This window comes from Bradyrhizobium sp. USDA 4454 (assembly GCF_054822705.1).
The window spans coordinates 951,738-978,243 of record NZ_JBTRCN010000001.1 but is presented as its reverse complement, the minus strand read 5'-3'; the positions used below and the strand labels follow the sequence as shown (position 1 = coordinate 978,243).

General features: G+C 60.6%; 27 protein-coding genes. 13 read left to right on the top strand and 14 right to left on the bottom strand.

Annotation, left to right across the window (positions count from 1 at the left end):
• Positions 1–55: 55 nt before the first annotated feature.
• The 6 genes from ACVIW0_RS04480 to ACVIW0_RS04455 form a co-directional block, all read right to left on the bottom strand.
• The gene (locus ACVIW0_RS04480; protein WP_461351235.1) at positions 56–1,180 is read right to left on the bottom strand and encodes a hypothetical protein; all 1,125 of its coding nucleotides are present in this window, start codon (positions 1,178–1,180) and stop codon (positions 56–58) included.
• A 676-nt stretch (positions 1,181–1,856) separates the two neighbouring features.
• Positions 1,857–2,204, bottom strand: coding sequence for a helix-turn-helix domain-containing protein (locus ACVIW0_RS04475; RefSeq protein ID WP_461351234.1), 348 nt, complete (start codon positions 2,202–2,204; stop codon positions 1,857–1,859).
• A 166-nt stretch (positions 2,205–2,370) separates the two neighbouring features.
• On the bottom strand, positions 2,371–3,978 hold the full coding sequence (locus ACVIW0_RS04470) for a GMC family oxidoreductase (protein ID WP_461351233.1): 1,608 nt from the start codon (positions 3,976–3,978) through the stop codon (positions 2,371–2,373).
• On the bottom strand, positions 3,978–4,583 hold the full coding sequence (locus ACVIW0_RS04465; protein ID WP_461357239.1) for an MSMEG_1061 family FMN-dependent PPOX-type flavoprotein: 606 nt from the start codon (positions 4,581–4,583) through the stop codon (positions 3,978–3,980). Before ACVIW0_RS04465 ends, ACVIW0_RS04470 begins: the two co-directional genes overlap by 1 nt.
• 192 nt (positions 4,584–4,775) lie before the next feature.
• Positions 4,776–5,741 (bottom strand): MurR/RpiR family transcriptional regulator, encoded by a 966-nt coding sequence (locus ACVIW0_RS04460; RefSeq protein ID WP_461351232.1) that lies wholly within the window; start codon positions 5,739–5,741, stop codon positions 4,776–4,778.
• Between the two features lie 394 nt (positions 5,742–6,135).
• Positions 6,136–8,481, bottom strand: coding sequence for a molybdopterin-dependent oxidoreductase (locus ACVIW0_RS04455; RefSeq protein WP_461351231.1), 2,346 nt, complete (start codon positions 8,479–8,481; stop codon positions 6,136–6,138).
• Positions 8,482–8,767: 286 nt separating this feature from the next.
• On the opposite strand from ACVIW0_RS04455, the gene ACVIW0_RS04450 reads away from it, so the two are divergent.
• The 5 genes from ACVIW0_RS04450 (at position 8,768) to gfa (ending at position 12,830) form a co-directional block, all read left to right on the top strand.
• Positions 8,768–9,985 (top strand): cytochrome P450, encoded by a 1,218-nt coding sequence (locus tag ACVIW0_RS04450; protein ID WP_461351230.1) that lies wholly within the window; start codon positions 8,768–8,770, stop codon positions 9,983–9,985.
• Between the two features lie 11 nt (positions 9,986–9,996).
• The gene (locus tag ACVIW0_RS04445; protein WP_461351229.1) at positions 9,997–10,320 is read left to right on the top strand and encodes a 2Fe-2S iron-sulfur cluster-binding protein; all 324 of its coding nucleotides are present in this window, start codon (positions 9,997–9,999) and stop codon (positions 10,318–10,320) included.
• Between the two features lie 168 nt (positions 10,321–10,488).
• Complete coding sequence (locus ACVIW0_RS04440; RefSeq protein WP_461351228.1) at positions 10,489–10,977, top strand: RidA family protein; 489 nt, start codon at positions 10,489–10,491, stop codon at positions 10,975–10,977.
• A gap of 149 nt (positions 10,978–11,126) precedes the next feature.
• Positions 11,127–12,236 carry an S-(hydroxymethyl)glutathione dehydrogenase/class III alcohol dehydrogenase gene (locus ACVIW0_RS04435; RefSeq protein WP_461351227.1) on the top strand — a complete coding sequence of 370 codons (1,110 nt, stop codon included), beginning with the start codon at positions 11,127–11,129 and terminating at the stop codon, positions 12,234–12,236.
• Between the two features lie 33 nt (positions 12,237–12,269).
• The gene (gfa, locus tag ACVIW0_RS04430; RefSeq protein WP_461351226.1) at positions 12,270–12,830 is read left to right on the top strand and encodes an S-(hydroxymethyl)glutathione synthase; all 561 of its coding nucleotides are present in this window, start codon (positions 12,270–12,272) and stop codon (positions 12,828–12,830) included.
• An 893-nt stretch (positions 12,831–13,723) separates the two neighbouring features.
• Here gfa and ACVIW0_RS04425 read toward each other — a convergent pair.
• Positions 13,724–13,891 (bottom strand): hypothetical protein, encoded by a 168-nt coding sequence (locus tag ACVIW0_RS04425; protein WP_461351225.1) that lies wholly within the window; start codon positions 13,889–13,891, stop codon positions 13,724–13,726.
• Between the two features lie 221 nt (positions 13,892–14,112).
• Between ACVIW0_RS04425 and ACVIW0_RS04420 the strand changes: the two genes are divergently transcribed.
• The 4 genes from ACVIW0_RS04420 (at position 14,113) to ACVIW0_RS04405 (ending at position 17,204) form a co-directional block, all read left to right on the top strand.
• Entirely contained in the window at positions 14,113–14,628 is a 516-nt protein-coding gene (locus tag ACVIW0_RS04420) for an inorganic diphosphatase (RefSeq protein WP_461351224.1), read from the top strand.
• Between the two features lie 641 nt (positions 14,629–15,269).
• Positions 15,270–16,175 carry a DUF6328 family protein gene (locus tag ACVIW0_RS04415; RefSeq protein WP_461351223.1) on the top strand — a complete coding sequence of 302 codons (906 nt, stop codon included), beginning with the start codon at positions 15,270–15,272 and terminating at the stop codon, positions 16,173–16,175.
• A complete protein-coding gene (locus ACVIW0_RS04410) occupies positions 16,162–16,764 on the top strand; it encodes a cysteine hydrolase family protein (RefSeq protein WP_461351222.1) in 603 nt (200 codons plus the stop codon). Before ACVIW0_RS04415 ends, ACVIW0_RS04410 begins: the two co-directional genes overlap by 14 nt.
• Positions 16,765–16,847: 83 nt before the next feature.
• Positions 16,848–17,204, top strand: coding sequence for a PRC-barrel domain-containing protein (locus tag ACVIW0_RS04405; protein ID WP_461351221.1), 357 nt, complete (start codon positions 16,848–16,850; stop codon positions 17,202–17,204).
• A 374-nt stretch (positions 17,205–17,578) separates the two neighbouring features.
• Here the strand turns inward: ACVIW0_RS04405 and ACVIW0_RS04400 are convergent, their stop codons facing one another.
• Positions 17,579–17,773 carry a hypothetical protein gene (locus ACVIW0_RS04400; protein WP_461351220.1) on the bottom strand — a complete coding sequence of 65 codons (195 nt, stop codon included), beginning with the start codon at positions 17,771–17,773 and terminating at the stop codon, positions 17,579–17,581.
• Positions 17,774–18,079: 306 nt separating this feature from the next.
• On the opposite strand from ACVIW0_RS04400, the gene ACVIW0_RS04395 reads away from it, so the two are divergent.
• Together ACVIW0_RS04395 and ACVIW0_RS04390 are read left to right on the top strand one after the other, a co-directional pair.
• A complete protein-coding gene (locus ACVIW0_RS04395) occupies positions 18,080–18,469 on the top strand; it encodes a C40 family peptidase (protein WP_461351219.1) in 390 nt (129 codons plus the stop codon).
• Positions 18,470–18,726: 257 nt separating this feature from the next.
• Positions 18,727–18,903 carry a hypothetical protein gene (locus ACVIW0_RS04390; protein WP_461351218.1) on the top strand — a complete coding sequence of 59 codons (177 nt, stop codon included), beginning with the start codon at positions 18,727–18,729 and terminating at the stop codon, positions 18,901–18,903.
• A 3-nt stretch (positions 18,904–18,906) separates the two neighbouring features.
• Here ACVIW0_RS04390 and ACVIW0_RS04385 read toward each other — a convergent pair whose 3' ends face one another.
• A complete protein-coding gene (locus ACVIW0_RS04385; RefSeq protein ID WP_461351217.1) occupies positions 18,907–19,539 on the bottom strand; it encodes a TetR family transcriptional regulator in 633 nt (210 codons plus the stop codon).
• 103 nt (positions 19,540–19,642) lie between these two features.
• On the opposite strand from ACVIW0_RS04385, the gene ACVIW0_RS04380 reads away from it, so the two are divergent.
• Positions 19,643–20,308 carry an O-methyltransferase gene (locus ACVIW0_RS04380; RefSeq protein WP_461351216.1) on the top strand — a complete coding sequence of 222 codons (666 nt, stop codon included), beginning with the start codon at positions 19,643–19,645 and terminating at the stop codon, positions 20,306–20,308.
• 23 nt (positions 20,309–20,331) lie between these two features.
• Here the strand turns inward: ACVIW0_RS04380 and ACVIW0_RS04375 are convergent, their stop codons facing one another.
• The 3 genes from ACVIW0_RS04375 to ACVIW0_RS04365 all read right to left on the bottom strand — a co-directional run bounded on the left by ACVIW0_RS04375 (position 20,332) and on the right by ACVIW0_RS04365 (position 23,517).
• On the bottom strand, positions 20,332–21,657 hold the full coding sequence (locus tag ACVIW0_RS04375; protein ID WP_461351215.1) for a tetratricopeptide repeat-containing protein: 1,326 nt from the start codon (positions 21,655–21,657) through the stop codon (positions 20,332–20,334).
• Positions 21,658–21,684: 27 nt separating this feature from the next.
• Entirely contained in the window at positions 21,685–22,269 is a 585-nt protein-coding gene (locus tag ACVIW0_RS04370; RefSeq protein WP_461351214.1) for a hypothetical protein, read from the bottom strand.
• 108 nt (positions 22,270–22,377) lie between these two features.
• On the bottom strand, positions 22,378–23,517 hold the full coding sequence (locus ACVIW0_RS04365; protein WP_461351213.1) for a patatin-like phospholipase family protein: 1,140 nt from the start codon (positions 23,515–23,517) through the stop codon (positions 22,378–22,380).
• A gap of 383 nt (positions 23,518–23,900) precedes the next feature.
• Here ACVIW0_RS04365 and ACVIW0_RS04360 point away from each other — a divergent pair, with 383 nt between their 5' ends.
• On the top strand, positions 23,901–25,331 hold the full coding sequence (locus tag ACVIW0_RS04360; protein WP_461351212.1) for a toll/interleukin-1 receptor domain-containing protein: 1,431 nt from the start codon (positions 23,901–23,903) through the stop codon (positions 25,329–25,331).
• 44 nt (positions 25,332–25,375) lie between these two features.
• Here the strand turns inward: ACVIW0_RS04360 and ACVIW0_RS04355 are convergent, their stop codons facing one another.
• Both ACVIW0_RS04355 and ACVIW0_RS04350 read right to left on the bottom strand, forming a co-directional pair.
• Complete coding sequence (locus ACVIW0_RS04355) at positions 25,376–26,107, bottom strand: hypothetical protein (protein WP_461351211.1); 732 nt, start codon at positions 26,105–26,107, stop codon at positions 25,376–25,378.
• 109 nt (positions 26,108–26,216) lie between these two features.
• Positions 26,217–26,459: a hypothetical protein gene (locus tag ACVIW0_RS04350; protein ID WP_456752164.1), complete on the bottom strand. Its 243-nt coding sequence runs from the start codon at positions 26,457–26,459 to the stop codon at positions 26,217–26,219.
• Positions 26,460–26,506: the final 47 nt, after the last annotated feature.

Here is a 26,506-nt window from a genome sequence, read left to right as displayed (position 1 = left end):
AGCCGTCCCGCTCAGTGCGGCCATGGAGGTTGCTTATGGCCAATGGGAGCGAGGATCAGAACTTTATTGTAACGCCCGAATAGACTGTCGATTCCGTGCAGCTCTTAGTGCTCTGACCGGACGCGGCGACCGTGCAGACGCCGGGCGCTGCGTTACGGTCAAGACCGTGCACGTTTTGCCAATAGCGGTAGGCCACCCAGAGATCAACAGCGTGAGCATTCTTCGGACCCATGAAGGCCTTGCCGGCGTCGAACGTCAGGCGGATTGGCTCGCTGTTAAACTCGGTTTTGGTCGCAGTGCTGAAACGCCCGATACCGGAGAGCGCCGGCAGACCATTCGCGTCGCCTTTCGGTCCAATCCAGGCGGCGCGGCCACTGATAGAGAAAAACTGCATGTTCTCGGGAAGGAAACCCAAGTCCATGTACCAGTTCGTCTCGATTGCCCATGTGGTTTTGAATTCCACATTGCCGTCGCCCTGGCAGGTCACGCCGGGAACGCCTGGAGCAAGACCGCATTGAGTGAAGGCGATGTGATTGTATTCCTTGTATGCCAACGGCGCTACATTGAAGAAGCCTTTGTAAGGAAGATCGAACGCGAACTGCAAACCAGCGACAAACTGGCGACTGTTCGGAGCTAGAAAGGTGTTGGTCGTTTCCCCGAAGGCCCCAACTTCCAACGAAACATTGCGCAAGGGTCCGATACTGAAGGCCTTGGTGTTGAAGATTTCATTGAAGCCAAAGGTGCTGCGCAGCAGACCGAAGAATTCCGTGGCACCCGCACAATCTGCCACGCCTCCGGTAATTGTAACCCCAGGCGCTACACAGGGGCTGGCGGGATCGTTGTGACCCGACTTGAGCATCGAAATGGTTAGGAAGTTGGTGCCGTACTGCCATGCATCGAAGTGGGTGAACGAATAGACGCTCTTCGGCGTCGTGCCGTTGATCGAGCCGTCCGGGCGAATGCTGTACATGCCCGGATCAACACCTTTTGGCATCCAGGAATATGTTACCCGATCGTCGATGATGAAGAAGAACGGCAGATCGGCAGGCTTCGAAGGCACCTTCAACGCTTTGGTTGGCGGCGGCTTATCTTGATCAGCCGCGGCAGCGAATTTAGTTGTCCCAGCCGTTAGGGCCACCAGGCAAGTCGTGACCGCTATTGTCCGAATGAAGTCCAGCATCAAAGTCCCCCGAGGTTGAAAACGAACGGCCAAGGAGCGGCCTCGTTCGATGGAGGGATCATCGTCCGCGAGATCACGTACCTCAAGATGAGTTGAGGTCTTCGCATCGCATTTTTGCAGGTAGTTATAATAATACGACAGTAATATCACTTATGATCAGAATAATATCTGGATTGATATATTTTATTCCTCGCAGAATTACTTCGATTTCACTGCGTTAGTACTGTGCCACTTCATTTCTCACCGCACAGACCACGAGAGAATTGTTGCTGCCTCGTGTTGCTCGACGTGATGCGACGGGTCGCGGTCGGCCTCCTCAGTCTCTTCCTCCGATCCAGGCTCTCCTCACGGCTTCCTCGATGTGCGGGCTGAGGCACCGCCAGTTATTTCAGCTTCTCGAGAGCGACCGCGATGTCCTGACCTACGCCGGCATACGTGTAGGCGAGCGGCGCGCTTCTCCATGGCGTACCGGTCCGCGCAACGTCGATGCGCAAGCAGCGCCATACAAGGAATGGCAGCGAGATCGCGACCTCTGCTCGGGGATCTCCCCACCGCCACGGTCCGGATCGCGAACGAGGACGATAGCGGAGATAGCAGCCGCTCCATTCCCACATGCCCGCCAGAAAAGCCTTCCGGTCGCGCCTTCCAGTCGCACGGTGCAGAAGCGGTCGACCAGTCAAAGCGAATCGTCCCCTTTGGTGAGCTGAACTCCATAATTCGGACCATCGATGAAGTGGATGCCCGCACATTTCAGCGCATCGCAAACCTTCACGACAGTGCCATAGTGAGCTTCAATGAAGCCTTCGGAGGCTTCAAGACGCCTGATAGTCGATATAGACACTCCAGCCCGTTTACATAGTTCGAATTGATCCCATCCCAGCAGCGCCCGCGCCGCCTTGATCTGATTGGTAACGGTCAGCACGCCAAGTCCTGTAAACACAAGTTGGCAAAAACAGTCATGGATTGCGGCCCATCGTTGCTCAGCACCAAAGCGGCGATTGCGGCTGGTGTAGCGAATACACATGAACCGCATCGACAGTTGAGGTTGCCGAGGCAACCGCCAATACGAATTCTGTTACCACCGCGACACGCGAAATGATTAACCCCGTCATCATGCACCGGCGATGTGCGCCGTCCCGCTTCTGCCATCAATTCTCACCGCGACGCGCGAGCTCACGGTCCAGCAGCAATTAGTTGAGACCTCGAAGGACGAAATCCGCACACCGTTCGCCGATCAGCGTCGCAGCTGCGTTGGTGTTGCCGCTTACCAATTTCGGTATGACGGACGCGTCAGCGACCCTTAGTCCGGACAGTCCATTGACGCGAAGCTGCACATCGACGACGGCTCGCGCGTCCGACCCCATGCGACAGGTACCTGCAACGTGACTGACCGAACGGGTATACTTCCGCACGAACCCTTCCGGATTCCGCGCATCTTCTTCGCCATCGGGCGAGGAATAGATCTCTCCGCTGGCGATTCGCGCCAAAGACGGCGCCTTGATGATCTGTCTCGCGACCTCGATGCCGCGGACAATGGTGTCGACATCGTCTTGATGCGCCAATGCGCCCGCATCAAAAACCACGGGGTCATCCGGCGCCGCACTGCTCACTCGGACGGAGCCGCGCGATTTTGGCCGCAGCAGTTGCACGCAAATCGAAACGCCATGGCCCGGAGGCGCGGGCCATTCCGGCGAACCAAACAAAGAGGGGATCAGATAGAGCTGAACGTCCGGTCTGCCCGTCTTCTGGGTATCGATGAACGCGCCGGCCTCAGCGATACTGGAGGCCAACAGACCACTTCGAAACAGCGTGTACTGCAGACCGTGCTTTAGCGCAGCAAAGCCCTTGTCCTGGCCAAACAGGCTGATCGGTTCCTTCAGCCGGCAATGTAGGGGCACCTCGACGTGGTTTTGATAATTCTCCCCAACCTCGCGCGCATCGTGAACGACTTCGATACCCTTGTCCTTCAGCAGCGATGCAGGTCCAATTCCTGACAATTGCAGGATCTTCGGCGAGGCCATGGCTCCCGCTGCCAATATGACCTCTCTCGCAGCGCGCACTTCATTCCTGACACCGTCTCTGCCACGATAGACGACGCCAGTTACCCGCGTCCCCTCCGTGATGAGCTTAAGCACTTTGCAATTGGTCCGCACGGTCAGTTTTGGATGAAGTCTTCGCGGGGACAAATAACCTACGGCTGAGCTGCTACGGCGGCCCTTGCAGCAAGTCGATTGGTAGAAGCCGATGCCCTCTTGTCGTTGACCGTTGAAATCGTGATTGAAAGGGAGCCCTATCTCCTGCCCAGCCTTGATGAAGGCGAGATTGGTCGAGATCCCGTACCAGGGGTTGCTGACTTTTATGGGGCCGTCGATGCCGTGATAGGGCTCGGAAAGCGTGTCGTTGCATTCCGACTTCTTGAAAAACGGCAAGACGTCATCCCAGCCCCAGCCATCGCACCCGAGCTCTCGCCATTCGTTATAATCTTCAGCCGAGCCGCGGATATAGATCATGGCGTTGACCGAACTTCCGCCCCCCAACGTGTTGGCTTGCGGGACAAAGAAGGTCCGAGAGCCGGCATTCTTCTGCGGCGTGGTTTGATAGGCCACCACCCGATCACCCGTAAACAAGCGGACGAAGCCGCCCGGCATGTGGATGAACGAGGTGTCGTCATCACGACCGCCCTCAATTAGCAAGACCGAACGCCCCGCCTGAGCTAACCGCCCGGCAATGACGCAACCCGACGTGCCGCCACCGACGACGATGAATTCGTAATTCTGATCCGAGCTTGAACTAACCATTACAATTGCTCTTTGTAGATCGCTTCAACGACAGCCTGGCTTTCGGGTTCGCCGAGCGAAGTCCGGTCATGATTGATCTCACCGATGCTCGGGAAGCTAGACCGCTTGACGCGAGCCTCGTCCGACCAGAGCTTCGAACGCATCGCGGCCTTGCCGCAGTGGAAGTAGGTTTCCCTGACCTCTATTCGGAGAACCGCGCGCGGCTCCTTGCCAAACTCAATCATCCGCTTCAGGAGCACCGGGTCAGTGGTGACGGCACCCTTGCCGTTGATCCGCAGCACTTCATCGATCCCCGGTACGAAGAAGAGCAGGTGCACAAAACCGCTCCCTTCGACGATGTTTCTGAAGCTGTCGAGGCGGTTGTTGCCTGCGCGGTCCGGCATCAGCAGCAGGTTGGGCCCCTCGACATGAGCGAATCCTGGATTGCCACCCCTCGGCGATGCATCAGCACTTCCGTCCGCGCCCGTCGTAGCGATCACGCAGAAGGGGGACATGCCAATGAATCTCTGGGCGTGCTTGTCCAGCGATGACCACGCCTTTGCGAGCACGCGCGGATTCGGCTTGGGATAGATTGCGTCGAGGTCACTTGAAGCAAGATCGGTCAAGGCAATTCTCTCTAGCGCGAGCCAAACTCTCACGAGGCCGGATTTTCGAGCCTCCAGCAATTTCATGTTATAAATTGTACATTTTTCTTGCAAGAGGTAATTTTCATACCTAGTTGCCTCGTCGAGTGGCAACGGTCTCTCCACAGACCCGGCAGTGGACCGTCAGAGGCCATTTATCCGCCCCGGACCGGATCAAGCTCCGAGACGGCTTTCATTGTCCTGTTGAAAGGCACGCAGATCGGTCAAGCGCTTCTTCGCCGGAGCACCCATTGCGCGAGCAACCTCTGCGACAACCATTTCGGTCAGAGCTAAGGCACCGACGAGAGAATCGAACGGATCAAGGCCCTTGGTGCTGCACGTGAGTAGAGACGTCGCATGCTGAGCAAGCGGAGATAAATAATGGTCCGTGAATAGGACGACATGGGCCTTGCGCCTCGCTGCCTCAGCCCCCCAGTTGACTGTCCTCTCCTGATAGTGCCGATAATCGAAAACAACGACAACGCTCGTCGGCCCCAAGTCGGCAATGCCGCAGCTTCGCACGAACCCGTTCGAACCAATATGGGCTACGCGCGGCCGCAAAAGCGACAAATGGGTGCAGAGATGTGAAGCCAGAATCCCACTGACCCTGCCTCCCAACACGTAGACGGACCGCTCGGCGTCCGACAACGCCGATACGGCCGATTTCAGCTCGCTCTCGCTGAGCTGCGACAGTGTCGCCTGGAGACACTCATAGTACGCAGCTTGGGCCTCCGCTGTAATTTCTTGGTCGCCCCCGCCACAGCTCGCCGCGGGATAAACATCAACGGGTGAGAAAATTCTCTCCTGGATCTCGGCACGAAGCGCGGCGTGAAACTCGCCATATCCCTCGAAACCAAGCTTGCAAACGAGGCGAAGCACCGTTGGGCCGCTCACGCCGGCATCAGCAGCAAGCTGCGCAATTGGAACCAATCCGCCTGTCGGATAACGATCGATAATCACGCTCGCGACCGCAAGCTCCGATGGCGACAGTCGGCTTCGAATGGCGCGGATTCTTTCCGCAACTGTGCCATAAGCGGGAATGGTGGGGTTTCTCTCCGAGACCCACATCGCTCGCTCCTTCCAACTAGACCATAAGCCCACTCGCATCGCGATGACGGTCAGCAGCGACACACCATCCATCGTCGTTCCGCACCGTCGCAGCTCCACCCGCCCCGAGTACGTTCGCCCCGCCGGCCATCGCCAATGGATGTCCGGTAGCGATGGTTCCGCGCCTCGCGTGCGCAAACTTTGACGTCATACCTCTATTTCGCAACATTCCATCCGAGCGTTCTCCAATGCGCTACTGCTTTCGCCGCAGGAAATGATGGGCTTGGTCGACCATCGGACGCGCACGCGACGGCGAACCGCCATTCAGGAAATCGACAACGCCAATGCCTAGCAGGCCCGCAAAAACTCCAGAGAACGGACAGTGACCAGGAGACCAGCCGCAAATGGCAGATGAGCGCTTAAGTTCAATGTCATTCACCGCAGATGTATCAGTGAGAGCCGAGCTCCAGTTTCGTCAATTGGATCACTACCTATGTGTTTTGGAGCTTCCGATCTGGAAATCACGCAGCGCGAGTTCGGTGATCCGCGGCTGATCAAATGCCGTCACCGCAGGGGCAACCAGACATTTCTCGATTTCCACGAGCACGGTCTGCGCAACGGAGCCCTGTGCCAACTGCGACGTCCCCCTGTCGTCCGTCACAACATTTGGATTGCCGTGTTTTTCGAGGGAGCCGACCTTCCCAGGTTCAGAGGGATCGTACCAAGCGCCGGTCGCCATCTGAGCGACCCCTGGTCGGAGACTCTCCACGATCTTCACCGCGGCTATGAACGCACCCCGATCATTATAAACTCGCACTAGATCGCCCTCGGCCAGATCGCGGTCCTTTGCGTCCTCATGGCTCAGGCTGATGGGCTCGCGGCCGTTGAGCTTAGAGGCTTGGCTTACCGAAGACATATCCAACTGGCTGTGCAAGCGTGCGGTCGGCTGATGAGAAAGAAGATGGATCGGATATCGACCGGCCTTGTCACTTCCGAGCCACTCCGCTGGCTCAATCCAGGTCGCATGAGCCGGGCAATCTTCATAGTTGAAACTATCGATGAGCGCGGAGGTGATCTCGATTTTGCCAGACTGGGTAGCAAGCCGGTTCATTTCGGGATCCGAGCGGAATGCCCCCAGGAATGTCTCATCCCGTTCGAGCGATGGAAATTCATAAGATCCATCGGACCAAAATGTATCGAACGGAGGGGGTGAATAGCCCCGTTCTTGCGCGATTTTCCGGGCGCCCTCATACATGTGGCGGAGCCAGCCCATCTCGTTCCGGCCGCACGTGTAAGAATCATGGAAGCCCAAGCGAGCCGACAACTCTGCAAAAACGTCGAAATCGTTTCGGCTCTGGCCGACCGGCTCGATCACCTTATGCATGGCGATATAGAAACTGTTTCGCTCCGAGGCCAGGATATCGTTCCGCTCCATCGTCGTCGTGGCCGGCAACACAATGTCGGCAAACCGCGCTGGCGGCGTCCACCACGGCTCATGGACGATGATCGTCTCCGGCCGCTGCCAGGCCTCCAGAAAGCGATTGAGGTTGGCATTGTGATGAAACGGGTTGCCGCCCACCGAATAAATCAGCTTGATGTCGGGGAGTTTCAGGACCTTGCCGTTGTACTGCAGCTCGGCGCCAGGATTGAGCAGCATATGTGCGACACGCCCAACAGGCACGTGAGCGCGGATGGGATTAGGCCCGAGCGGAAGAGTCGGCCGCGGGATGTCCGGAAGACAAGACATTCCAATGCTGCTGGTCGCGCCCAAACCCAGGCTGAACCCGCCTCCTTGAAGCCCAATCTGACCGAGGATTGCAGCCAAAGTAACGGTCATCCACACCGGCTGCTCGCCATGATCAGCTCTCTGCACCGACCAGCTCGTATTGATCAATGTGCGCGTCTCCGCCATACGGCGGGCGAGCTCAGCGATGACCGAGGCGGAAATCCCCGTAAGCGCTGCGGCCCACGAAGCATCCTTACGCACACCGTCCGTCCGACCTAGCAAATAGCTTTCGAAACGCTCAAACCCGACGCAATAGCGCGCGAGAAAGTCGCGGTCGTGGAGACCCTCAGCGACCAGCGTATGAGCCAGGCCGAGCATAAAGGCAGTGTCTGTGTTCGGCCGAATGGGCAACCACTCGGCTCCGAGCGAGGCGGCAGCATCGTCTCGGGACGGACTGACGTTGACAAAGCGAATGTTACGAGCCTTGGCTTGAGCAAAGCGGGCTTCCACATCGTGCACCACCGTGCCGCCCGAATCGATCTGGGTGTTCTTAAGAGCACTTCCGCCGAACATGACGACGAGTCTGGTATGCTCGATCATCTCGGACCAGGGGACCGCCTGGGAAGGAATATCGCCGTCACCGATAACATACGGCATAATATGCCGCGCCGCACCGAAACTGTGATTCCCGGCCTTATCGACGTACCCGCCAAACAGCCCAAGGAAGCGTTTCAAAACGCTGGGGGAATGGTGAAAGCGGCCAGCGCTGGCCCAGCCATAGGACCCCCCGTAGATCGCCTCATTACCATAGTGGTCCTTGACGCGGCGAAGCTCATTTTCGATTAGATCAAGCGCGACTTCCCATGACACCGGAACGAACGCTTCGCCACCACGGTTGCGCGGTGCTTTCTCACGACGTCGAAGATAACTTTCGCGGACGTGGGGCCGATCGATCCTCAGTTCATGCTGAACGGTTTCAGGCAATGAGCCCACATAGCTGGCCGGGCGAGCATCCTTCGACAACGGGATCGTTCGCAGGATTTCACCGCGGTCCGCTTCTACGTTGAACACGCCCCAATGTGACGCGGTCTGGGTGATCTTTTTCATCTCGCTGCCCCTACTCGCCAACTCGGATTATCTATCCGAGGGGGATTCTTTCGCATCCCGACGATCACGTGACTTGCTCAGCCGATCGGGCGCCCTTTCAGACGTCACGTTACATATATTACCTCTTTATTTCAAAAAGTATTTTTTGTAATGTACCCCCTCGACAGGGGGGCACCCTTACAACGGCAACCAACTTCGAGAGCACATCCGTGGAACTTGACGACAAGTATTCATCATTTCGGCGAGACCTCGGCGTCGGCCCTGCAACGCACTTCGGGAGATCAAAATGAATGCGACAGATTCGGCTCCATCGGCCGACACGGATATCCCGCATCTGGACGTCGATCCGTTTTCCAACGAGTTTTTTTCCGATCCCTATCCGGCCCATGAGCAGTTACGGGAGGCCGGACCAGTCGTGTATCTCGACAAGTGGAACGTCTATGCGGTGGCGCGCTATGACGAAGTGCGCACCGTGCTGAACGATCCGCTCACTTTTTGTTCAAGCCGCGGCGTGGGCCTTAGCGATTTCGCCAAGGAGAAGCCGTGGCGTCCGCAGAGCATTATCCTTGAAGCCGATCCACCGGCGCATACAAGAACGCGCGCGGTTCTGAATCAGGTGCTATCGGCAAGTGTTGTGAAGCGGTTGCGCGAACGCTTCACGGCCGCGGCCGTCGCAAAAGTCGACGAATTGATTGCGCTGAAAACTTTTGATGCGATCTCCGACTTGGCGGAAGCCTTTCCGATGTCGGTCTTTCCTGATGCAATGGGTCTAAAAAAAGAGGGTCGCGAACATCTGCTGCCCTATGCGGTGGTGGGGTTCAATGCATTCGGCCCGCCGAATGAACTACGTCAAACCGCGCTCGAACGCTCGGCGCCGCATCAGGCCTATGTGCATGAGCAATGCCAGCGCGAAAACCTGGCGCCGGACGGGTTCGGCGGCTGTATCCACGCCCGAGTCGACAGCGGTGATATTTCCGAAGCGGAGGCGCCGCTCCTCGCGCGAGCGCTGCTCTCGGCCGGCATCGATACCACTGTCAACGGAATCGGGGCTGCAGTCTATTGCCTCGCGCGGTTTCCCGAACAGTTTGAGCTGCTGCGCCAGGATCCGGCGCTGTCGCGCAGTGCGTTCGAGGAGGCGGTCCGCTTCGAAAGCCCGGTTCAGACCTTCTTCCGGACTACAACGCGTGAAGTCGAAATATCCGGCAAGCGCATATGCGAAGGCGAAAAGGTCCTGATGTTCCTCGGAGCCGCTAACCGCGATCCGCGGCGTTGGGACAAGCCTGACAGCTACGACATCACCCGCCGCACCTCCGGCCATGTCGGCTTCGGCTCCGGCATCCACATGTGCGTCGGCCAGCTCGTCGCCCGGCTCGAAGGCGAGGTGATGCTGACCGCGCTCGCGCAGCGGATCGCCAGGATAGAAATATCGGGCGAGCCGAAACGACGCTTCAACAACACGCTGCGTGGGCTCGATAGCCTGCCTGTCACCATCACCCCTGCTTGACGAGGAATTTTATGACCGCCATCATCTTCATCCATCCCGACGGTAAGTCCGAGCGCGTCGAAGCCAGCTACGGCGAAAGCGCCATGCAGGCTGCGACCCGCCACGGCCTCGACGGCATTTTGGCCGAATGCGGCGGCAACGCGATGTGCGCGACCTGCCACGTCTATGTCGACCCGAGCTGGCTCACGCGCCTACCTGACATGGGCGACGAGGAGGACGCGCTGCTGGATGGCACCGCGACCGAACGGCTGCCCAACAGCCGATTGTCCTGCCAGATCCACGTTACGTCCGCGCTCGACGGCATCGTGCTGAGACTGCCAGAGCGGCAGTTCTGATTTTTCCGATGCGGTGGCGGCGACCGACGCGGCATCTCAAGCGGGAAACGGACCACGCGAGCATGTCGCGACGCGCTAGGTCATACGAATGTTCAAGGATGCCCTGAATTGCGAGACCGATCGCAAGAATCATCGCTGCTCGAACACTCAGCAGAAAGGAAGTCCACAATGTTCAAAAGAGCAAAGCATCTAGCTTTGAATTTCGCAACACTGCTTGTATTCGCGGCGGCCACTGCTCCATTTGCACACGCGGAGAATACATTCTCCAATCCCCCAACTATTGCAAAGGGCCTTGGCTATACGCACTTGGTCGAGGTTTCTGGACCACATCGGCTCGTCGTCATAGCGGGCCAATTAGGGCTTACGCCTGATGGAAAGTTCGCCGGCGAACCGGGTGATTTCAGAGCTCAATCCACGCAGGCATACAACAACTTGAAATCAGCTCTGGACTCTGTTGGCGCAACTTTTGCGGACGTTATCAAGGTCAATCACTATTTGACCGACATTCGGGCACAATTGCCGATCTTGCGCGAGGTACGCGACTCCTTTGTCAACACCGCCGCACCTCCTGCGAGCACGACCGTTGAGGTTTCCCGGCTGGCCGCCGATGCGGCCTTGTTTGAGGTGGAAGCAATCGTGGCATTACCCACGCGTTGAAGGCACAGGCCGTGCCCGCCCGGGCAAATATGAGGACAAGAACGACGCCTATACCAAGAATGAAGAGTCGTGCATGGGCAAGAAGCGAACGTTTGGGGCCCGGCTGAGACTCAAGTCTTGGCGCCCTGCGAGAATTTGAGGAGTTACCGATGAAAACACGTGCCGCCGTCGCCTTCGAAGCCAAAAAGCCGCTCGAAATCGTCGAAGTCGATCTGGAAGGGCCGAAGGCCGGCGAAGTCCTAGTCGAGATCAAGGCGACGGGCATCTGCCACACCGACGCCTACACGCTCGACGGTTTTGACAGCGAAGGCATCTTCCCGTCGATCCTCGGTCATGAGGGCGCCGGCATCGTCCGCGAGATCGGCGCAGGCGTCACTTCGGTGAAGCCGGGCGATCACGTCATTCCGCTCTATACGCCGGAATGCCGTCAGTGCAAAAGCTGCCTGAGCCAGAAGACCAATCTCTGCACCGCGATCCGCGCGACGCAGGGCAAGGGCGTGATGCCTGACGGCACCAGCCGCTTCTCCTACAAGGGCAAACCGATCTATCACTATATGGGCTGCTCGACCTTCTCCAACTTCACGGTGTTGCCGGAGATCGCAGTGGCGAAGATCCGCGAGGACGCCCCGTTCGACAAGAGCTGCTACATCGGCTGCGGCGTCACCACCGGTGTCGGCGCCGTGGTCAACACCGCAAAGGTCGATCCGGGTTCCAACGTCGTCGTGTTCGGCCTCGGCGGTATCGGTCTTAACGTCATCCAGGGCGCCAAGATGGCCGGTGCCGACAAGATCATCGGCGTCGACGTCAACGACTCCAAGGAGGAATGGGGCCGCCGGTTCGGCATGACCGACTTCGTCAATCCCAAGAAGATCACCGGAGACATCGTCCCGCATCTGGTGACCCTGACCGACGGCGGCGCCGACTACACCTTCGACTGCACTGGCAACACCACGGTGATGCGCCAGGCGCTGGAAGCCTGCCATCGCGGCTGGGGCACCTCGATCATCATCGGCGTCGCCGAAGCCGGCAAGGAGATCGCCACCCGTCCGTTCCAGCTCGTCACCGGCCGCAACTGGCGCGGCACTGCCTTCGGCGGCGCCCGCGGCCGCACCGACGTGCCGAAGATCGTCGACTGGTACATGAACGGAAAGATCCAGATCGATCCGATGATCACCCACACCCTCAAGCTCGAAGACATCAACAAGGGCTTCGACCTGATGCATGAGGGTAAATCGATTCGTTCAGTCGTTGTGTTCTAGCTCGCAAGCGTCACACCCAAGGAGGATCGACCCATGACTTCACTGCATCCCTCGATCGACAACGGTCTCAAACAAGGTACCGGCCATTTTGCCGGCGGCACGCTCGCCTCCAAATGCAGGGATCATCAGGTCAAGGTCGGCATCAAGGGCGACGTGGCGCACAACCACGCCTGCGGCTGCACCAAGTGCTGGAAGCCGCAGGGCGCAAACTTCTCGGTCGTGGCGGTGGTGCCACGTCAGAACGTCACCGTGCTCGAGAACGGCGACAAGCTCCAGATCGTCGACGCCTCCGCGGTGATCCAGCGTCACGCCTGCAAGGCCTGCGGTACCCATATGTACGGCCGCATCGAGAACAAGAACCATCCGTTCTACGGCCTCGATTTCGTCCATCCGGAACTGTTCCAGGAGCAAGGCTCGCAGGCACCGCAATTCGCCGCCTTCGTCTCCTCGGAGATTGAATCCGGCGTCAAGCCTGAGCAGATGGCCGGCATTCGGTCCCGGCTGAAGGAAATCGGCCTCGAGCCCTATGACTGCCTGTCGCCGGCGCTGATGGATGCGATCGCGACCCACGTGGCGAAGGCCAAGGCCGCCTGAGCAAGGCTGCCTGACAAGGCCGCGCAGCTGGGGCCGCTTGATGATATCCCGTCCGCTCGCTGGTTCGCCAGCGAGCCGGATGGGTGCCGCTCCCGAAATGATTGCGGCTATCCTGCCGCCTGTGCGCGTTGCGTATGCGAGCGCGTTTCGCTCGCTCAGTCCTCGTCTTTGAATGACCGCGCAGCGGCGGCCTCTTCTCTCTTGAAGTCAGCGCGGCCCAGCGATTCTCCCTCCCTCGACTGAGGACTACTGCTTCGTCCGCCCAGTCCCTCTGGCGGCCGAAGCTCTTTTACCGCGCCATCGATTTTGCAATCGCGCATCAAGCAACGCCTTGCCGCACCCTTCCTTGGCAAACCCCGATACAATCTTTCCACGTCGAGAATAGCTGAGAACACTTGGCTGTGAACACCGATCCGGCGCGTTTAGCTGCAACAGCTGCGGTCGCGCGATTCATTGGTTTGTTGCCATCGCGAACAGCCGGATACAGTGGAGAGGCAGTGCGGCGGAGAGAGTGGGAGTCAAACTCCCGATTTCGATTATTCCACTTCGAAAGACTGAAAGCCGCTGAGTAAACGCTCGCCTACCTCCTGCAAAGGTTTCGAGTTTGAGCCCGGTTCGAGCGATTGTTGAGCACGGACCGTACCGGCGCAGATCGCTTGCTGTTTTTTTGCGAGCTAATGCCGTCCGCATCCTGCTGGTATTTGTGCTGGTATCGGCAGCAATCGACGATAAAAGTGTTTTTGATTTCAAATAGTTACGGCTCTAAGCAATTATCGGCCAGGGGCACCACGCTTCGCCCTTGCGGGCTTCGCGTGGCGCAGCCACGCCCAGACCGCAAGGAAGCGTGTCCGGCAAAGCTTGAGCGAAGCGAGAGCGAAGACGGACTGGCGCCCCTAAACACCCCTCACTGGTTCAGGATCGGCAGAGTGTCCTTTGCGCCGCGCCCGCAGCGAGCTGAGATAGGCGTGGATGTCGGCGATGCCCCTGTCCAACAGCACGTCGGCGGAGAACGACGGCATGTCGTTCGGCGCCTCGCGCAGGAAGGCGATGAGGGACGCCACAGGGAACGCGATCTGCGCCAGCGTTCGCCAATCTATTGGAGCCCTCCTTGCGGCCATCGTCCTCGGTTGCAAAGTTCGTGACGGCGGCGAAATCGCATGCAGGAACGATAAATTGGCACCGCCGTTTGGTTTGACCAACCGCAGCAGAGGATCAAGCGGTTATGGAGAAAAAGCCGCCCCGGGGGCGGCTCGCAGGCGCATATGCTCGTAGGCGAACAACTATGACGAATCTCGCTAAGCTCCCGACCTGGGCGGACGATAAGCACGTCTTCGCCGTCATCGAGACTCCCCGCGGGAGTACATGCAAGCTCGAGTTCGACCCCAAGCTGGGGACCTTCACTTTGGCAAAGCCCCTGATGACAGGACTCAGCTATCCGTACGACTGGGGCTTCATCCCGTCCACCAAGGCGGAAGACGGCGACCCTCTCGATGTGCTGGTCATTCACGACGCCCAGACGTATCCCGGCGTTGTTCTCAAATGCAGGCCGGTCGGGGTGCTGGAGATCGAGCAGAAGAGCAAGGGTAAAAAGGAGCGCAACGATCGCGTCTTCGCCGTGCCGGACCGCTCCCCACTCGAAACAGATCTAAGGGATATCCGCCATCTTCCCTCGCGCGCCTGCGAGGAGCTCGAAGCGTTCTTCCGCGCCACCAACGCGCTCGAGAGCAAGGATCTGACTTTTTTGGGCTGGCATGGGCCAGGCCATGCGGCCAAGGCGATCAAGCGCGTTTCAAAGTAGGTCGTCCGAGCTGTGCAGCAAATCGCACATATCGGGCATCGAACAGTCCGTTCGGTCATCCAAAAGAAACGGCCCCGGCAACGAGCAATCGCCGGGGCCGTTCTTATTCCCATGCTCACGCCGAACCGCCGGTTGCCGATAATAGGCGGCCCTTCTGGGCCGTAAATTGATCTTAATGAAATAGCCCTGCCCAGTCCCCGGATGATTCGCGGAATACGCGGTTCGAGAAAATAACACGTGTGAATCTTGTCTAAAATAAATTGCCGATTCTTCCCGGCGCCCAGCTTTCATGGACGCATCGTCCATTTAGTTTCGGGCCAGCAAGTGGAATGAGGAAGGCCGTGGGAAAGAAACGTAACCGGGTTAAGCAAAACGACCTCGCTGACGTTCAGGCTAGGTCGGCGGGCAGAAGCGGCACGAGTTCGAGCCGCGATGATACCGCCGGGGCGGAGCGCGAACGCATGCTGCGGAAGGCGCGCGAAGCGGAGAGCGCTATCGCAATCGAGAAACTGGTCACAAGCCCGGGGACCGAATTACCCACCTAGACCAAGACTGTACCGATTGCCCTTTGCGCGCGTCCAGGACAGCACCCAAATTGATATTGGAACCGGCAGGGGCCGCAAAAGGTTCATCGCATCGCGATGACGAAAGAACTCGACGCCAAGCTCAAGACCGCCCTGGATGAGTCCCGCCTCCTTATCCTGGGCGCACAGGTTCTGTTCGGCTTCGCCTTTCAAGGCGCATTTCAGGAGCTTTTCCGGGATGCGTCGCCAGCCGGGCATACGCTTCAATGCGCGGCGCTGGTGCTGCTCTGCGGCAGCATTTGTCTCCTGATTGCGCCCTCCATGTATCACCGCATCGCCTGTAGTGGCCAAAGCCGGCACCGGGCATTGCACGTCACGACAAGCCTTACCGGCTGGAGCCTCCTGCCACTGACGCTCGGCCTTGGCGCATCCGTCTTCGTTATTTTCGATTTTCTGGTCGGGCCGGAACTTGGCGCAGCCATGGGAGCGGGGCTGGCCGCAATCGGGCTCGGCTTGCTCTTTGGCCTCGGGATGGTCTTGCGGCACAAGGCCAAACTGCTGCCCCCGGAGAGCGGCACGCCGCTCAAGACCAAGATCGAACAACTCCTGACCGAAGCCCGCGTCATCATTCCAGGCGGACAGGCGCTGCTCGGCTTTCAGTTCGTGGCGGCGCTGACAAGGTCCTTTCAGGCCTTGCCCGGCTGGATGCAGGCCGTCCACGCGGCGGGGCTTCTGGCTGTGGCGTTTTCGGTCCTTCTCCTGATGACCCCCGCGTCGCTGCATCGCCTCGCCTATCATGGCGAGGATGATCCGCAATTCTTCCGGATCGGTTCCGCGCTCGTGATTGCAGCCGTGCTTCCCCTTGCGGTCGGGATCGCCGCCGACATCACGGTCGTGCTTTACATCGTCAGCGAGAACGCAGGTCGTGCCATCGCGATCGGCACGTCCGCGTTCGTTGCCCTCCTGACGGCATGGTACGGTTTTCCGCTCTGGCATCGGGGAGCCGGCCATGGGGCAGCTTAAAGCCTCACCCGGCGACCGCACCGTGCATGTGTGCATCGACATGCAGCGCCTGTTTGCCGCGGGCGGTCCATGGCCCACGCCATGGATGCCGCGCGTTGTACCGGTCATTCGGGAGCTCGTGGCCCGCGCACCCGAACGCACCATCTTCACGCGCTTTATTCCGCCGGTCGAGCCCAAGGATGCAGCTGGCATGTGGCGCGCCTACTATGAGAAATGGCCGAAGGTGACGCGCAGCACAATGGATCTCAATCTGTTGCGCCTGGTGCCCGAACTTGAGGGCTTCGCGCCACCCGCACATTGCATCGACAAGCCGGTCTATTCGGCCTTCGCAACGGGGGCGCTGCGGACTTACTTGCAGGAGAAGCATGTCGATACGCTGCTCGTGACCGGCTCCGAGACCGATGTCTGCGTGCTCGCATCGGTGCTCGATGCCGTTGACTTTGGCTACCGCGTCATCGTGGTGAAAGACGGCCTGTGCTCCTCGTCCGATGCGGCGCATGACGCCTCTCTCCACCTCTACGCCCAGCGCTTCGATGTCCAGATCGAGCTGGCGGAAGCCCGCGAGGTGCTGGATGCGTGGCGGCCATAATCTGCCGCGGCGCTTCTCAATATTAGGAACGGGCTTATCGGGCCCGCGTTTGACGTTCTGACCATGCACCCCAGGAGAGAGTTATGGCAGAACGAGAGACAGGGAATCTTATCGCCAGCGACAAGGTCGAAGGCACCGCCGTATATGGAGCCGACCAGCAGAAGATTGGCAGCGTCGAGCGCGTCATGATCGACAAGGTATCGGGCAAGGTCGCCTATGCGGTTCTGAGCTATGGCGGCTTCCTCGGCATGGGCGATGATCACTATCCGACGCCGTGGTCAAGCCTGACCTATGACACCAATCTCGGCGGATACCGGACCAACATCACCAAGGACCAGTTGGACAAAGCACCACGTTACACCAACGACAATGACTGGAGCTGGACTCGCGACAACGATCGGCGCGTCTACGACTACTATCGAGCCTCGCCCTACTGGTGAGCCGAGACCACTGCGCTTACGAGAGCCCGGTGCTGAACGCGCCGGGCCGGAAGCGCGGCGTGTCAAATCCAGTCCTCGCCTTATTGAGGCACGGAGCTGCGCGGGCACGCCTACAACGACGGTGTCCCTCCACCAAAGACGCTTCTCGACTCCGGTGACCCGCCCGACTGTTGGAATCCTCATCCTCACTGGCTCAGGACCGGCGGAATGTCCTTCTCGTCCCGCCGCCCCTGCCGCGAGCTGAGATAGGCGTGGATGTCGGCGGCGTCCTTGCCCGACAGCACGTCTGATCGCGGCCAAGATCAGCGTCAGCCGTGCGCCGCGCCTGGCTTCTTCCAACGTGACGTCACGGCCATCTGGCCGACGCCATGCACCTATTCGCCGTTACGCGCCAGCTGACCGCTGACATAGACGCTGTCGCGATGGACCACGACCGGCGCATACCCGCCGCCGGCGGTCGCCGAAATCAGCAGCTCGATTTCAAGTTCGTTCAAACGTTGCTCAAGTTCACGATTTCCTGCCGGCGAGCTGGCCTCCTCTGAAGCGAAATGCGCGAAGCTGCGCTTCATCTGCAGCGCTCCGGTTCCGATAACCGAATTCCGGGTGAAGCGGCATCTGTGATCTTGCTCTCGGAGCAATTGCGCCGAGCGCTCGCGCTCGCCGCGCCTGACATTTTCGGCAATATCTCGGCCGTCAGACAAGTATGACCGTCATATTTTGGCCATAGGCGGTTTCTTAAAGGCCCAAGCGGGCCATGTCCCCGCCTCTGTTTTGCGTCGCTCGACCCGGTGCGGTCGCTTCGCAACCCAATCGCAGATCATCGCTGCGCCCCTCCCACAATCAGGATGGTCTGCCAACAACAAGAGGACTTTGTAATGCGTAAAACTCTTGCGGCGGTCGCCGTGCTCCTGGCCTTTGCTTCATCTGCTGCCGAAGCCCGCGGCCGTCACCATCACCATCGGCACCATGCGCACGCACACGCGGGTCGCCCGGCGGCCTGGTGCGGCTGGTTCATGCGCACGCAGGTCGGCAGCGATCCGGGTCCGCAATACAATCTGGCGCGATCCTGGGCGCGCTACGGCAGCAATGCCGGCGGCCCCTCGGTCGGTGCAATCGTCGTCTGGCGTCACCATGTCGGCAAGATCGTGGGTCACGAGAACGGCCAGTGGATCGTCACCAGCGGCAACGACGGACACGCCGTGCGCACGCGGCCGCGCTCGCTCGCCGGCGCCATCGCGTTCCGCAACGCTTACGCTTCGTTCTAGGGCATGATCCGGAAAAGTGCGAAGCGGTTTTCCGAACAGATCATGCTCAAATAAATCCCCAAAGCGCGATGACGACCTCATCGCGCTCTGGCGGAACTTTGCTTCAGCGCTGACATCCGAACTCGCGATGCCGAGCGGTATACGAACCGTTCATCATCGCCGCCTACGCTGCGGCGGGGTTTCGCCCTGAAGCCCTCAGACGGGCGCCGTCACCTGTGTTGACCAGGTGGCGGCGCTTTTTCAAGGGATGCACGCACTTGCCCCGAAAACCGAACAAAGTCGCGGCTGTTTCCAAGAAAGCTTCTTGCGAGACTGCTTCTTACAAGAGTGCCTATCGGTCGGCCGCCTATGTCAGCTTGTGCAACGGCATGACCATGTTCGCCGTGACCAGCGGCGTTCTCGGATTTCTCCTGGTCGCCAAGCGCTATCTCTGAGCGTCAGCGCTTTCCGAGGCTTCTCAGATAGGCGCAGAACATGTCGGCCATGGCGTCGGCATAACTCTCGATCTCGGCCCGACTTCGCGGGCTCTCCGAAAAATCCTTGCCGACCGCGCTCAGCGTCGTCGAGATCAGATCACCGGCCATGGCGCGGACCGCGCCGGATGCCTTCGGCAAGGCCTCGCGCATGAAGATCTCGACGGTGCGCGCGCCAGATGCCCGCGCCTCGCGCGCCTCCGGCGCGTCACGATAGAGCGGTGCGGCGTCGCTCAGCGCGCCGCGCACTGCGGCCTCCTCGCATTCGGAACGGATGAACGCGTGCACCAGCGCGCGCAGCCGCAGCAATGGCGGCTGCCCGCCATCTTCGAGAATCTCCCGCAGCAGGCCGGTGGTCTGCCGCCACTCGTCGCTCTGCAGCCGGAACAGGATCGACGCCTTGTTCGGAAAATACTGGTACAGCGAGCCGACGCTGACGCCCGCCTTCTCGGCCACCCGCGCCGTGGTGAAACGCTGCGCGCCCTCCTTCGTCAAAACCTGAACAGCCGCCTCGAGAATCGCCGCGACGAGTTCCGTCGAGCGGGCCTGTTGCGGCTGTTTTCGCGAGGAAACTGAAGAGCTTCGCCGTTTGGTCATGGACGTCGTATGGGCACCTTGGGGAATGCGATTAGCGAATGCGAATAATTATTCGTATTTCAGGCGAGGCGCAAGGACGCGCCGCTGACAGACCGGAGACCACATGACCATTCTCGCTTCACCTGAGCTCGCTGGCCTGCTCGACCGCCTGTTCGCGCAGGCTTCCGCAGCAGTGGAAGACACCCAGCTCGCGGTGGCCGACCTTTCCGATGAGGAACAGGAGCGCCTGATGCGCAGCAAGACCGACTACCGCGCGCTGTACGGCCGCCTCAACAATGTACCGCTCGCGGTCTCGCGCCAGACCGGTGCGCTGCTCTACATGCTGGCGCGTGGCGCGCGGGCGCGGACCATCATCGAGTTCGGCACCTCGTTCGGCATCTCGACACTGCACCTCGCCGCCGCGCTGCGCGACAATGGCGGCGGGCGCCTGATCACCAGCGAGTTCGAACCGTCCAAGGTCAAGCGCGCCCGCGACAACCTCGTCGCCGGCGGGCTCGACGACCTGGTCGAGATCCGCGAGGGCGATGCGCTCACGACGCTGCGCAGCGATCTGCCGGATACGATCGACCTCGTGCTACTCGACGGCGCCAAGGCGCTGTATTCCGATATCCTCGATCTGGTGCAGGGCCGGCTGAAGTCCGGCGCCTTCGTGGTCGCCGACAATGCCGACGACAGTCCCGACTATCTGGCGCGGGTGCGCTTGCCGGCAAGCGGCTACATTTCGGTGCCGTTCGCCGAGGACGTCGAGCTGTCGATGCGGCTGGGCTGAGATGGATGCGGGCCGCACTGCGATCAGCATGCCTTGATCCTGTCGATGATGGCAGACAGCTGCGCCCGCTTTGCGGCGTCCGTCACCTGCGCAACGGTGGTTTCAAGATCGGCGCGAATGGTATCGAGTTTCCATGCCGCCGGGCCTTCGTTCAGCTCGTCATCGGCCAGTTGCCCGGCTTTGTCGGGCTCACCGAGATCGAAGGCCGCGGTAAGCAGCGTCGGACGCAGCCATTCGTCGGCGACTTGCAGCCGCTTGGCACGTTCGCAAGCGGCGATCGTCAACCGGAGAGCCGTCTGCGCACGCTCCTCGTCTCCAGCAGCCTCCCGCGCGCGATAGAGACGCGGCAGATTGCTGGAGCAATAATAGGCGTTGAGATCGAGCTCCATTCCCTGCGCGTAGCATTCGATTGCCTTTGCGAGCGCCTGCCTCCTCTCGGCGGCGCTTGCCCTTGCCGCCTTGGCAAGCCGCTTGTAGCGACCACCCATCAGGCCAAGGCGTTCCGGCGTCGGTCCCGCGAAGTCGATCAGCGTTTGGATCTCGGCAATGGCCTCGATCTCGTTACCGACCTGAGCCGCAGCGAACGCGCGGTTTTCCTTCACTTCGGGCTCGTCCGCGAAACGGTCGGGAAGGCTCTTGATGTAGCCCAGCACGACGTTCCAGTCGGCGGTAGTATCGACGCAGTCACGCAGCAGCAGCAGCAGGGCGAGCGCCTTCGCATAGGTCGCGGGCGGATTTCCATCGGCGGCGATCAACGCCTGGACCCGTTTCATGCGCTCGACCGCGGGTGCAGCACGCACCGCGCGTATCTTGGTCTGGAACGCGGCCTGCTCGGCAAGCTGGTCTCGCGTCGTGACAGCCTTGCGAGGATCGACGGCAGTGGGATAGCCCGGGATCGATTGGTGCATCGGCGAGATTCCGTTACGGCGAAATTCGATCTCCCCCTTGATTTTGGCCTGGAACGCGGCGGCAGTGGCGGGATTGATGTCGCCTTCGGGCAGCGGGTAGCGGACAGTCCGCATCTGCGCGACATCGAACAATTGCTTGGACCAGTCCGCCGCAAGCAGGACACAGCCTGTCTTCTGCGCGGCATGGCGAATGCCGACTTCGTAATAGACATTTCCGTTCGGAATGGTCATGTCGGCCAGCACGAGATCGGCGAAGTAGAGCCGTTCCAGCATTTCGCTGATGATCAGTCCGCTGGTGTCCTGGTCGGCGCGTACCGGCTCATAACCCAGATCCCTGATGACGGGAACATAGCCGCGATCCCAAAGTGCGTTGAAATCAATATCCGCGGGTCCAAGCCCCGTTTCATTCTGCGTCGCCCTTCGGCCATAGGGCATGATCATAAAACACGACGGCATGTTGCAATTCCCTCAGTCCCATAATTTTCTCGTATCGAGCCAGTAGATCCACGTCGTCTTGCGGCCGGCCTCTTCCATCAGGTGCTTCGCACCGCCCGGACCGTCGCCGCCCTCGCCGTTCCACAGGCAGATGAAGGCCATTCTCTCGCCGCCGAAGCGCGCGGCGCGCTCCAGCATCCATTGATTGTCCCGCTCGTAGGCGTTCTCGCCGGGCGGCAACGGCCCGAGCTCGTCGGGCATGACGTGGAGCGTCGCCTGCGATTTGGCGGCGAAATACCGCGCGCGCCAATCGCCTCCGGCGAAATCCACCGAGCCGGCGAGGAAGGTCGGCTCGTCAAACGGAATGTAGATTTCAAGCCGCATGCGCCGCGCGAGCGCGGCTTCCGCAAACAACAGGTCCCCGCCGCAAGCGCCGCCGCAGATTGCAAGATCGCCTTCGCGGACCCCGATCCGCTCCAGCGCGGTGGCGATCGCAGCGGCGGCCTTGGGCGCCTTGTCAGGTGGAAAGCGTGGCGTTTTTCGATCCGGCGCATCGATCATGTGACCGCTGAAGAGAACCACCGTGTTCGGCGACTTGGCGTCTTGTTCCGTAGCCATCGCGACACCTCGACTCATGACTGGATCATTGTGTCCAGGTGCCGAACTTAGCTGAAGGCGAAATCCTTGTCGAAAGGCGGGATCGGCGTGTCGTGACGCCGCGCCGCATCACGTGAGATCGAAGGCCTGCGGGAAATGTTCCGGCTTGACCTGCTGCTTCGCAGCGCCCTTGCCGATCCCGGCGAGCTCGTCCATGTTCGTCGGGTCGTCCATCGCCGCGATCTTCGCCAGCGCGCCCGGCGTCCACGCGATGCCGAGCATCTCGTTCAGCCAGGTGGTCTCCAGCAGCACGTTGTAGCGCGCATAGGTCGCGAGCTGCGGCCCGCGCTGGCTGTCGGCAATCATATCGGTCACCGCGCGATCGATCGGCCACGGCGTCAGGCAATCGGTCAGCCATTGCAGCATGCCGTGATTGTGCCGGCTGCAATCGTCCATCAGCGACTGCAGCGATCGCACGCCCTGCTCCGCCGCCGGCATGCGGACGATCTGCTCGGCCGAATAGGTGGAGCGGAATTCGCCCGTACCGGCCGAGATCAACAGCAGCCTGTCCTTGCCGGTATGCCAGCGAAAGCCGTGGCCATGGAGCGCCGCGAGCATCAAAAGTTGCAGCGCCGGATCGTTGAACGGGCTGACGCCGCCGTCGACGAAGGCGCCATTGACCGTGTGACCGTCGCGCGCCGAGATCGTGATCTCCTCGGGTTTGAAATAGGTCGGCGCCGCGGTCGAGGCACGAACGACCTGCGTCAGCCGCAATGCGCCGTCCTGCTTCGCAAAGACTGCGTCCGGATTGTTATGCAGCGGCCAGGGACTGCCGGTATCGAGCCGCTTGGTCATGATCATCAGGCCGGTGCGGACGCGGTCGCCGCCGAGCACGGTATCGGCGCCGAGCTGCGCATCGAGCGCGCGCTGCAAGGCGTCGGAGTCGAATTTCGGCGCCAGCAACCCCCGCCGCCAGAACGATTCCTGGAAGATGTCGGTGCCGATGCCGCGATAGAGTGTCTTCAAGGCGTCCACGGTCATGCCGCAGGCGAGCCCGGCCGCGATGATCGATCCGGTCGAGGTGCCGCCGATCAGATCGAAATAATCGCACAACAGCAGGTCGGGCTTGTTGTAGCGGTCGCGCAACATCGCCTCGATCGCGGCCAGATATTCGAGCGTCAGGATGCCGCGAATGCCGCCGCCGTCGAGCGCCAGGATCCGCTTCGGTCCGGCCTCGCGATCGAGATGCTGCTGCCTGGTCTTCGGCATGATTGCCCCCGCAGAACATTGAGATTTGCTGATGTCGACGCGACCGGCCGATCGCGGCCAAAGACTCGATTGGACGCGCTTCCGAGCGCGACGGCATCAAGTCATGACATGAGCAACGCCCCAGATCGATACACCGACTTGTCGACAATTTTATCCATTCGACGCCGGAGCACGGCAATTTTCGAGCGCGCGGCTCCTCGCGGCAAACATCATGCACCCCATACATCCTAGGGTATAGTGAGGTAGTTCACTGGCAGGAGACTTTTCTTTTTCTCGCCGGACGACCGCAAATTTCAAGAGCGCGCTATCATTCGATCCGCAGCGAGACGCGCAACGAGACCCGGCCAGCCGTCGCACCAATTTCATGCAGATCGGATTTTGCCATGCCAAACGATTTCTCGGTCTTTATCAGCCATCGCGCCGAAGACAGATTTCTCGCGCGCCTGTTGAAGGCGCGGCTCGAATATCTCAGCAGCCTGGACGGCCAGCGTCCGGTGGAATGTTTCGTCTGCGAGGAAATCCCGGGCGGCTCGGAATGGCGTCAGTGGATGATCGACAACACGGCAAAGGCCGATTGCTTGATCTTCATCCACACCAATGCCGAGCACAATTGGACCTGGTGTGCGTCCGAGATTTCGCAGTTCGACGGCTACAAACGCGCGCTGAAGCTCACCTCGAAGGTGTTGTGGTTCTCGGTCGACGCATCGCCGTCGTTCCCGATGCTGGCGGAAAACGAGTTCTACGGCATCGGCGAGGATGACGTCCGGCGTTTTCTCGAAGATTTGTTCGTGAGGCCGACCTTCGGCGTCGCCCCGCTCAGGCCGCGGCTCAATGCCAACCACGCCCGCGACTTCAACGAGGCGGCGAAGGATCTGCACGCGCAGTTCATGCAGATCACCCGCCCCGAAGAGCTGTTCCGCCTGCGGCTGCGCATCGTGTTCAGCGACGAGCTGTCGTTCCGGCAGAAGGCCGAGACGCTGCGGACATTGCCGCCTGCGGACCGCGCGCGCGGCTTCCTGAAGGATGCGAAACTCGAGGCGGACGCCGCCACCACCACGCTGCTGTCCGGTCCCGATACGGCCGATCTCGACTGGGAGGATCTGCTCAGCGCGCAAAACCGCTACGACAGCGGCGCCTGGCTCGACGAACTGACGAGCTATGTCGCGAACTCGTTCGCCGACGTGGATATTGCCAGCCGGCGCAGCCGCGAGCAGGTCCTGAGCCCGATCTTTCGCGATCTGAAGCTGTACCAGCCGGTGATCGCCCGGCTCGAATATCTCGACAGCACGCCGTTCTCGGTCGTCATCATCTTCGTGCCGATGCCGCCATTCAGCGAGGATCCAAGGCTGATGGTTGCGCAGAACATGCCGAAGGACATCGTCTTCCTGTCGATCCTGCTGCGGCTGGCGCGGCGCTTCCGATGGTCGTTCCTCGAGCCGCTGTACAACGCCGTCGAGGACCTCGACGATGACGTCACCGCCAAGCGATGGGACGACCTGCTCGCGCGCTACCACGAATGCCTGGAGAACCTGGATTCGATCCTGCGGCAGGGCAACATGCGCGAGCTCGAAACGGTCGGCGACATCAAGTCGGCGATCAACATCTCCGACGATGCGCTCTTGAAGGAGATGTTCAAGGATTGGGGGACGTTTCAGACCCGGCTTGCGCAGGCCATCGAGAAGAAGTCGCCCGGCGATGTCAGGCAGACGCTGGAGCCCTGGCTGAAGCGCAACAAGGATTTCATGAAGCAGCTGCTGGTCGAAACCCAGAACAAGGTGGAGAAGCTGCGGCCGCTGGAGGCGCGCTCGGGATAGCGGAACGCAGGTTCGGCTCGACCGACCCTCGCTCGCCCTTGCGCTCAGATCATCGCGGCGACGCGCTCGAGGCCGATCAGGCGCGCCAGCGAGCGGACCTCGTTCTTCTGGTCCTCGCGCAGCTGGAACAGCAGCGGCATCGCAGCCGACTTGAGCTGCTGGACTTCCTCGGAATCTGGATCGATCGGCATGGTGCCCGAAGCCGGATCGCCTTGGCGCTTGGCGTGGATCTTGCGCGCGACGGCACGCAGCGCGGTCTCGACCGCCGGCCAGTAATATTCCTGCGACGACGATAGCTTGAGCCGGTCCTTGATGCCGGCGATCTGGGCATCGCTGAGCAGGGCATAAGTCTTTTGCGGCGCCGGCTTGGCGGCGGCCTTGGGTTTCGGCGGCGCTGCGGGTGCGACCGGTGCGGGCTCGGCGAGCTTGGGCTGAGCCGCATCGACGCCATCATTGAGCTTTGGCAGGCCGATATCGGCGGGCTCGGCCGACGCGTAAGCCTGGCGAACCGTATCGGTCGCGCCCGGTATCGCCGCTTGCGCCCGCAGCAAAAGCGGCGACGGATTGGCGGGGGGCTCGGCCGGCTTGGCGGGTACGTCAAAGGAGGCCGCGGCAAGCGTCGTAACCGCAAGCTTGTCCTGCTTGCTGGCACGGTTGGCAACCGGACCGAAGTCGGCCTGCGCCGCCGGAAGACTGTCACGGCCCAAAATGGCTGTGATCGCGGCGCCGGCGAGCAGGAAGCAGGTCAGGGCGACGAGGGTGATGGCTCTGGTCAAAAATTACTCCATTGCCGGCCGGTATCGCCTCAAACTGCGCGCGAAATGCGGCGTTAGCGTGCCGTGACGGCGCCAAATAGGTGAAATCGTCCCGAAACGGCCCGAACAATCAGGCCGCGGCATCAAGCTCGTAGGCTTCCTGGATGTCGGCGACGATCTCGTGCGCCGTCCAGAGCGCGCCGGGCTGGACCGAATGCATGCTGACGGTCCAGTTGGTGCGGCGGGTGCGCGGCGTGCTGACGATGTCGAATTCAACCTGACGGCACAGCGGATGCCGTTGCAGGGCGTAAAACACCCGGGTCCGGAGTTCGTCGAGCGAGGCCGGGGTCTTGGAGAGCGCCTGAAGAGCCATGTCGCATTCCCACAACTGCCGGGCGGCCGGCCGTGGCGGCGGACCAT

Coding starts and splice junctions, on each gene's coding strand:
- ACVIW0_RS04435 (WP_461351227.1), top strand. CDS start 11,127: ATGAAAACACGTGCCGCCGTCGCCTTCGAAGCCAAAAAGCCGCTCGAA.
- ACVIW0_RS04475 (WP_461351234.1), bottom strand. CDS start 2,204: ATGTGTATTCGCTACACCAGCCGCAATCGCCGCTTTGGTGCTGAGCAA.
- ACVIW0_RS04400 (WP_461351220.1), bottom strand. CDS start 17,773: ATGAAGCGCAGCTTCGCGCATTTCGCTTCAGAGGAGGCCAGCTCGCCG.
- ACVIW0_RS04420 (WP_461351224.1), top strand. CDS start 14,113: ATGACGAATCTCGCTAAGCTCCCGACCTGGGCGGACGATAAGCACGTC.
- ACVIW0_RS04470 (WP_461351233.1), bottom strand. CDS start 3,978: ATGGTTAGTTCAAGCTCGGATCAGAATTACGAATTCATCGTCGTCGGT.
- gfa (WP_461351226.1), top strand. CDS start 12,270: ATGACTTCACTGCATCCCTCGATCGACAACGGTCTCAAACAAGGTACC.
- ACVIW0_RS04450 (WP_461351230.1), top strand. CDS start 8,768: ATGAATGCGACAGATTCGGCTCCATCGGCCGACACGGATATCCCGCAT.
- ACVIW0_RS04460 (WP_461351232.1), bottom strand. CDS start 5,741: ATGGATGGTGTGTCGCTGCTGACCGTCATCGCGATGCGAGTGGGCTTA.
- ACVIW0_RS04360 (WP_461351212.1), top strand. CDS start 23,901: ATGCCAAACGATTTCTCGGTCTTTATCAGCCATCGCGCCGAAGACAGA.
- ACVIW0_RS04385 (WP_461351217.1), bottom strand. CDS start 19,539: ATGACCAAACGGCGAAGCTCTTCAGTTTCCTCGCGAAAACAGCCGCAA.
- ACVIW0_RS04445 (WP_461351229.1), top strand. CDS start 9,997: ATGACCGCCATCATCTTCATCCATCCCGACGGTAAGTCCGAGCGCGTC.
- ACVIW0_RS04350 (WP_456752164.1), bottom strand. CDS start 26,459: ATGGCTCTTCAGGCGCTCTCCAAGACCCCGGCCTCGCTCGACGAACTC.
- ACVIW0_RS04380 (WP_461351216.1), top strand. CDS start 19,643: ATGACCATTCTCGCTTCACCTGAGCTCGCTGGCCTGCTCGACCGCCTG.
- ACVIW0_RS04405 (WP_461351221.1), top strand. CDS start 16,848: ATGGCAGAACGAGAGACAGGGAATCTTATCGCCAGCGACAAGGTCGAA.
- ACVIW0_RS04480 (WP_461351235.1), bottom strand. CDS start 1,180: ATGCTGGACTTCATTCGGACAATAGCGGTCACGACTTGCCTGGTGGCC.
- ACVIW0_RS04415 (WP_461351223.1), top strand. CDS start 15,270: ATGACGAAAGAACTCGACGCCAAGCTCAAGACCGCCCTGGATGAGTCC.
- ACVIW0_RS04395 (WP_461351219.1), top strand. CDS start 18,080: ATGCGTAAAACTCTTGCGGCGGTCGCCGTGCTCCTGGCCTTTGCTTCA.
- ACVIW0_RS04455 (WP_461351231.1), bottom strand. CDS start 8,481: ATGAAAAAGATCACCCAGACCGCGTCACATTGGGGCGTGTTCAACGTA.
- ACVIW0_RS04375 (WP_461351215.1), bottom strand. CDS start 21,657: ATGATCATGCCCTATGGCCGAAGGGCGACGCAGAATGAAACGGGGCTT.
- ACVIW0_RS04440 (WP_461351228.1), top strand. CDS start 10,489: ATGTTCAAAAGAGCAAAGCATCTAGCTTTGAATTTCGCAACACTGCTT.
- ACVIW0_RS04410 (WP_461351222.1), top strand. CDS start 16,162: ATGGGGCAGCTTAAAGCCTCACCCGGCGACCGCACCGTGCATGTGTGC.
- ACVIW0_RS04365 (WP_461351213.1), bottom strand. CDS start 23,517: ATGCCGAAGACCAGGCAGCAGCATCTCGATCGCGAGGCCGGACCGAAG.
- ACVIW0_RS04370 (WP_461351214.1), bottom strand. CDS start 22,269: ATGGCTACGGAACAAGACGCCAAGTCGCCGAACACGGTGGTTCTCTTC.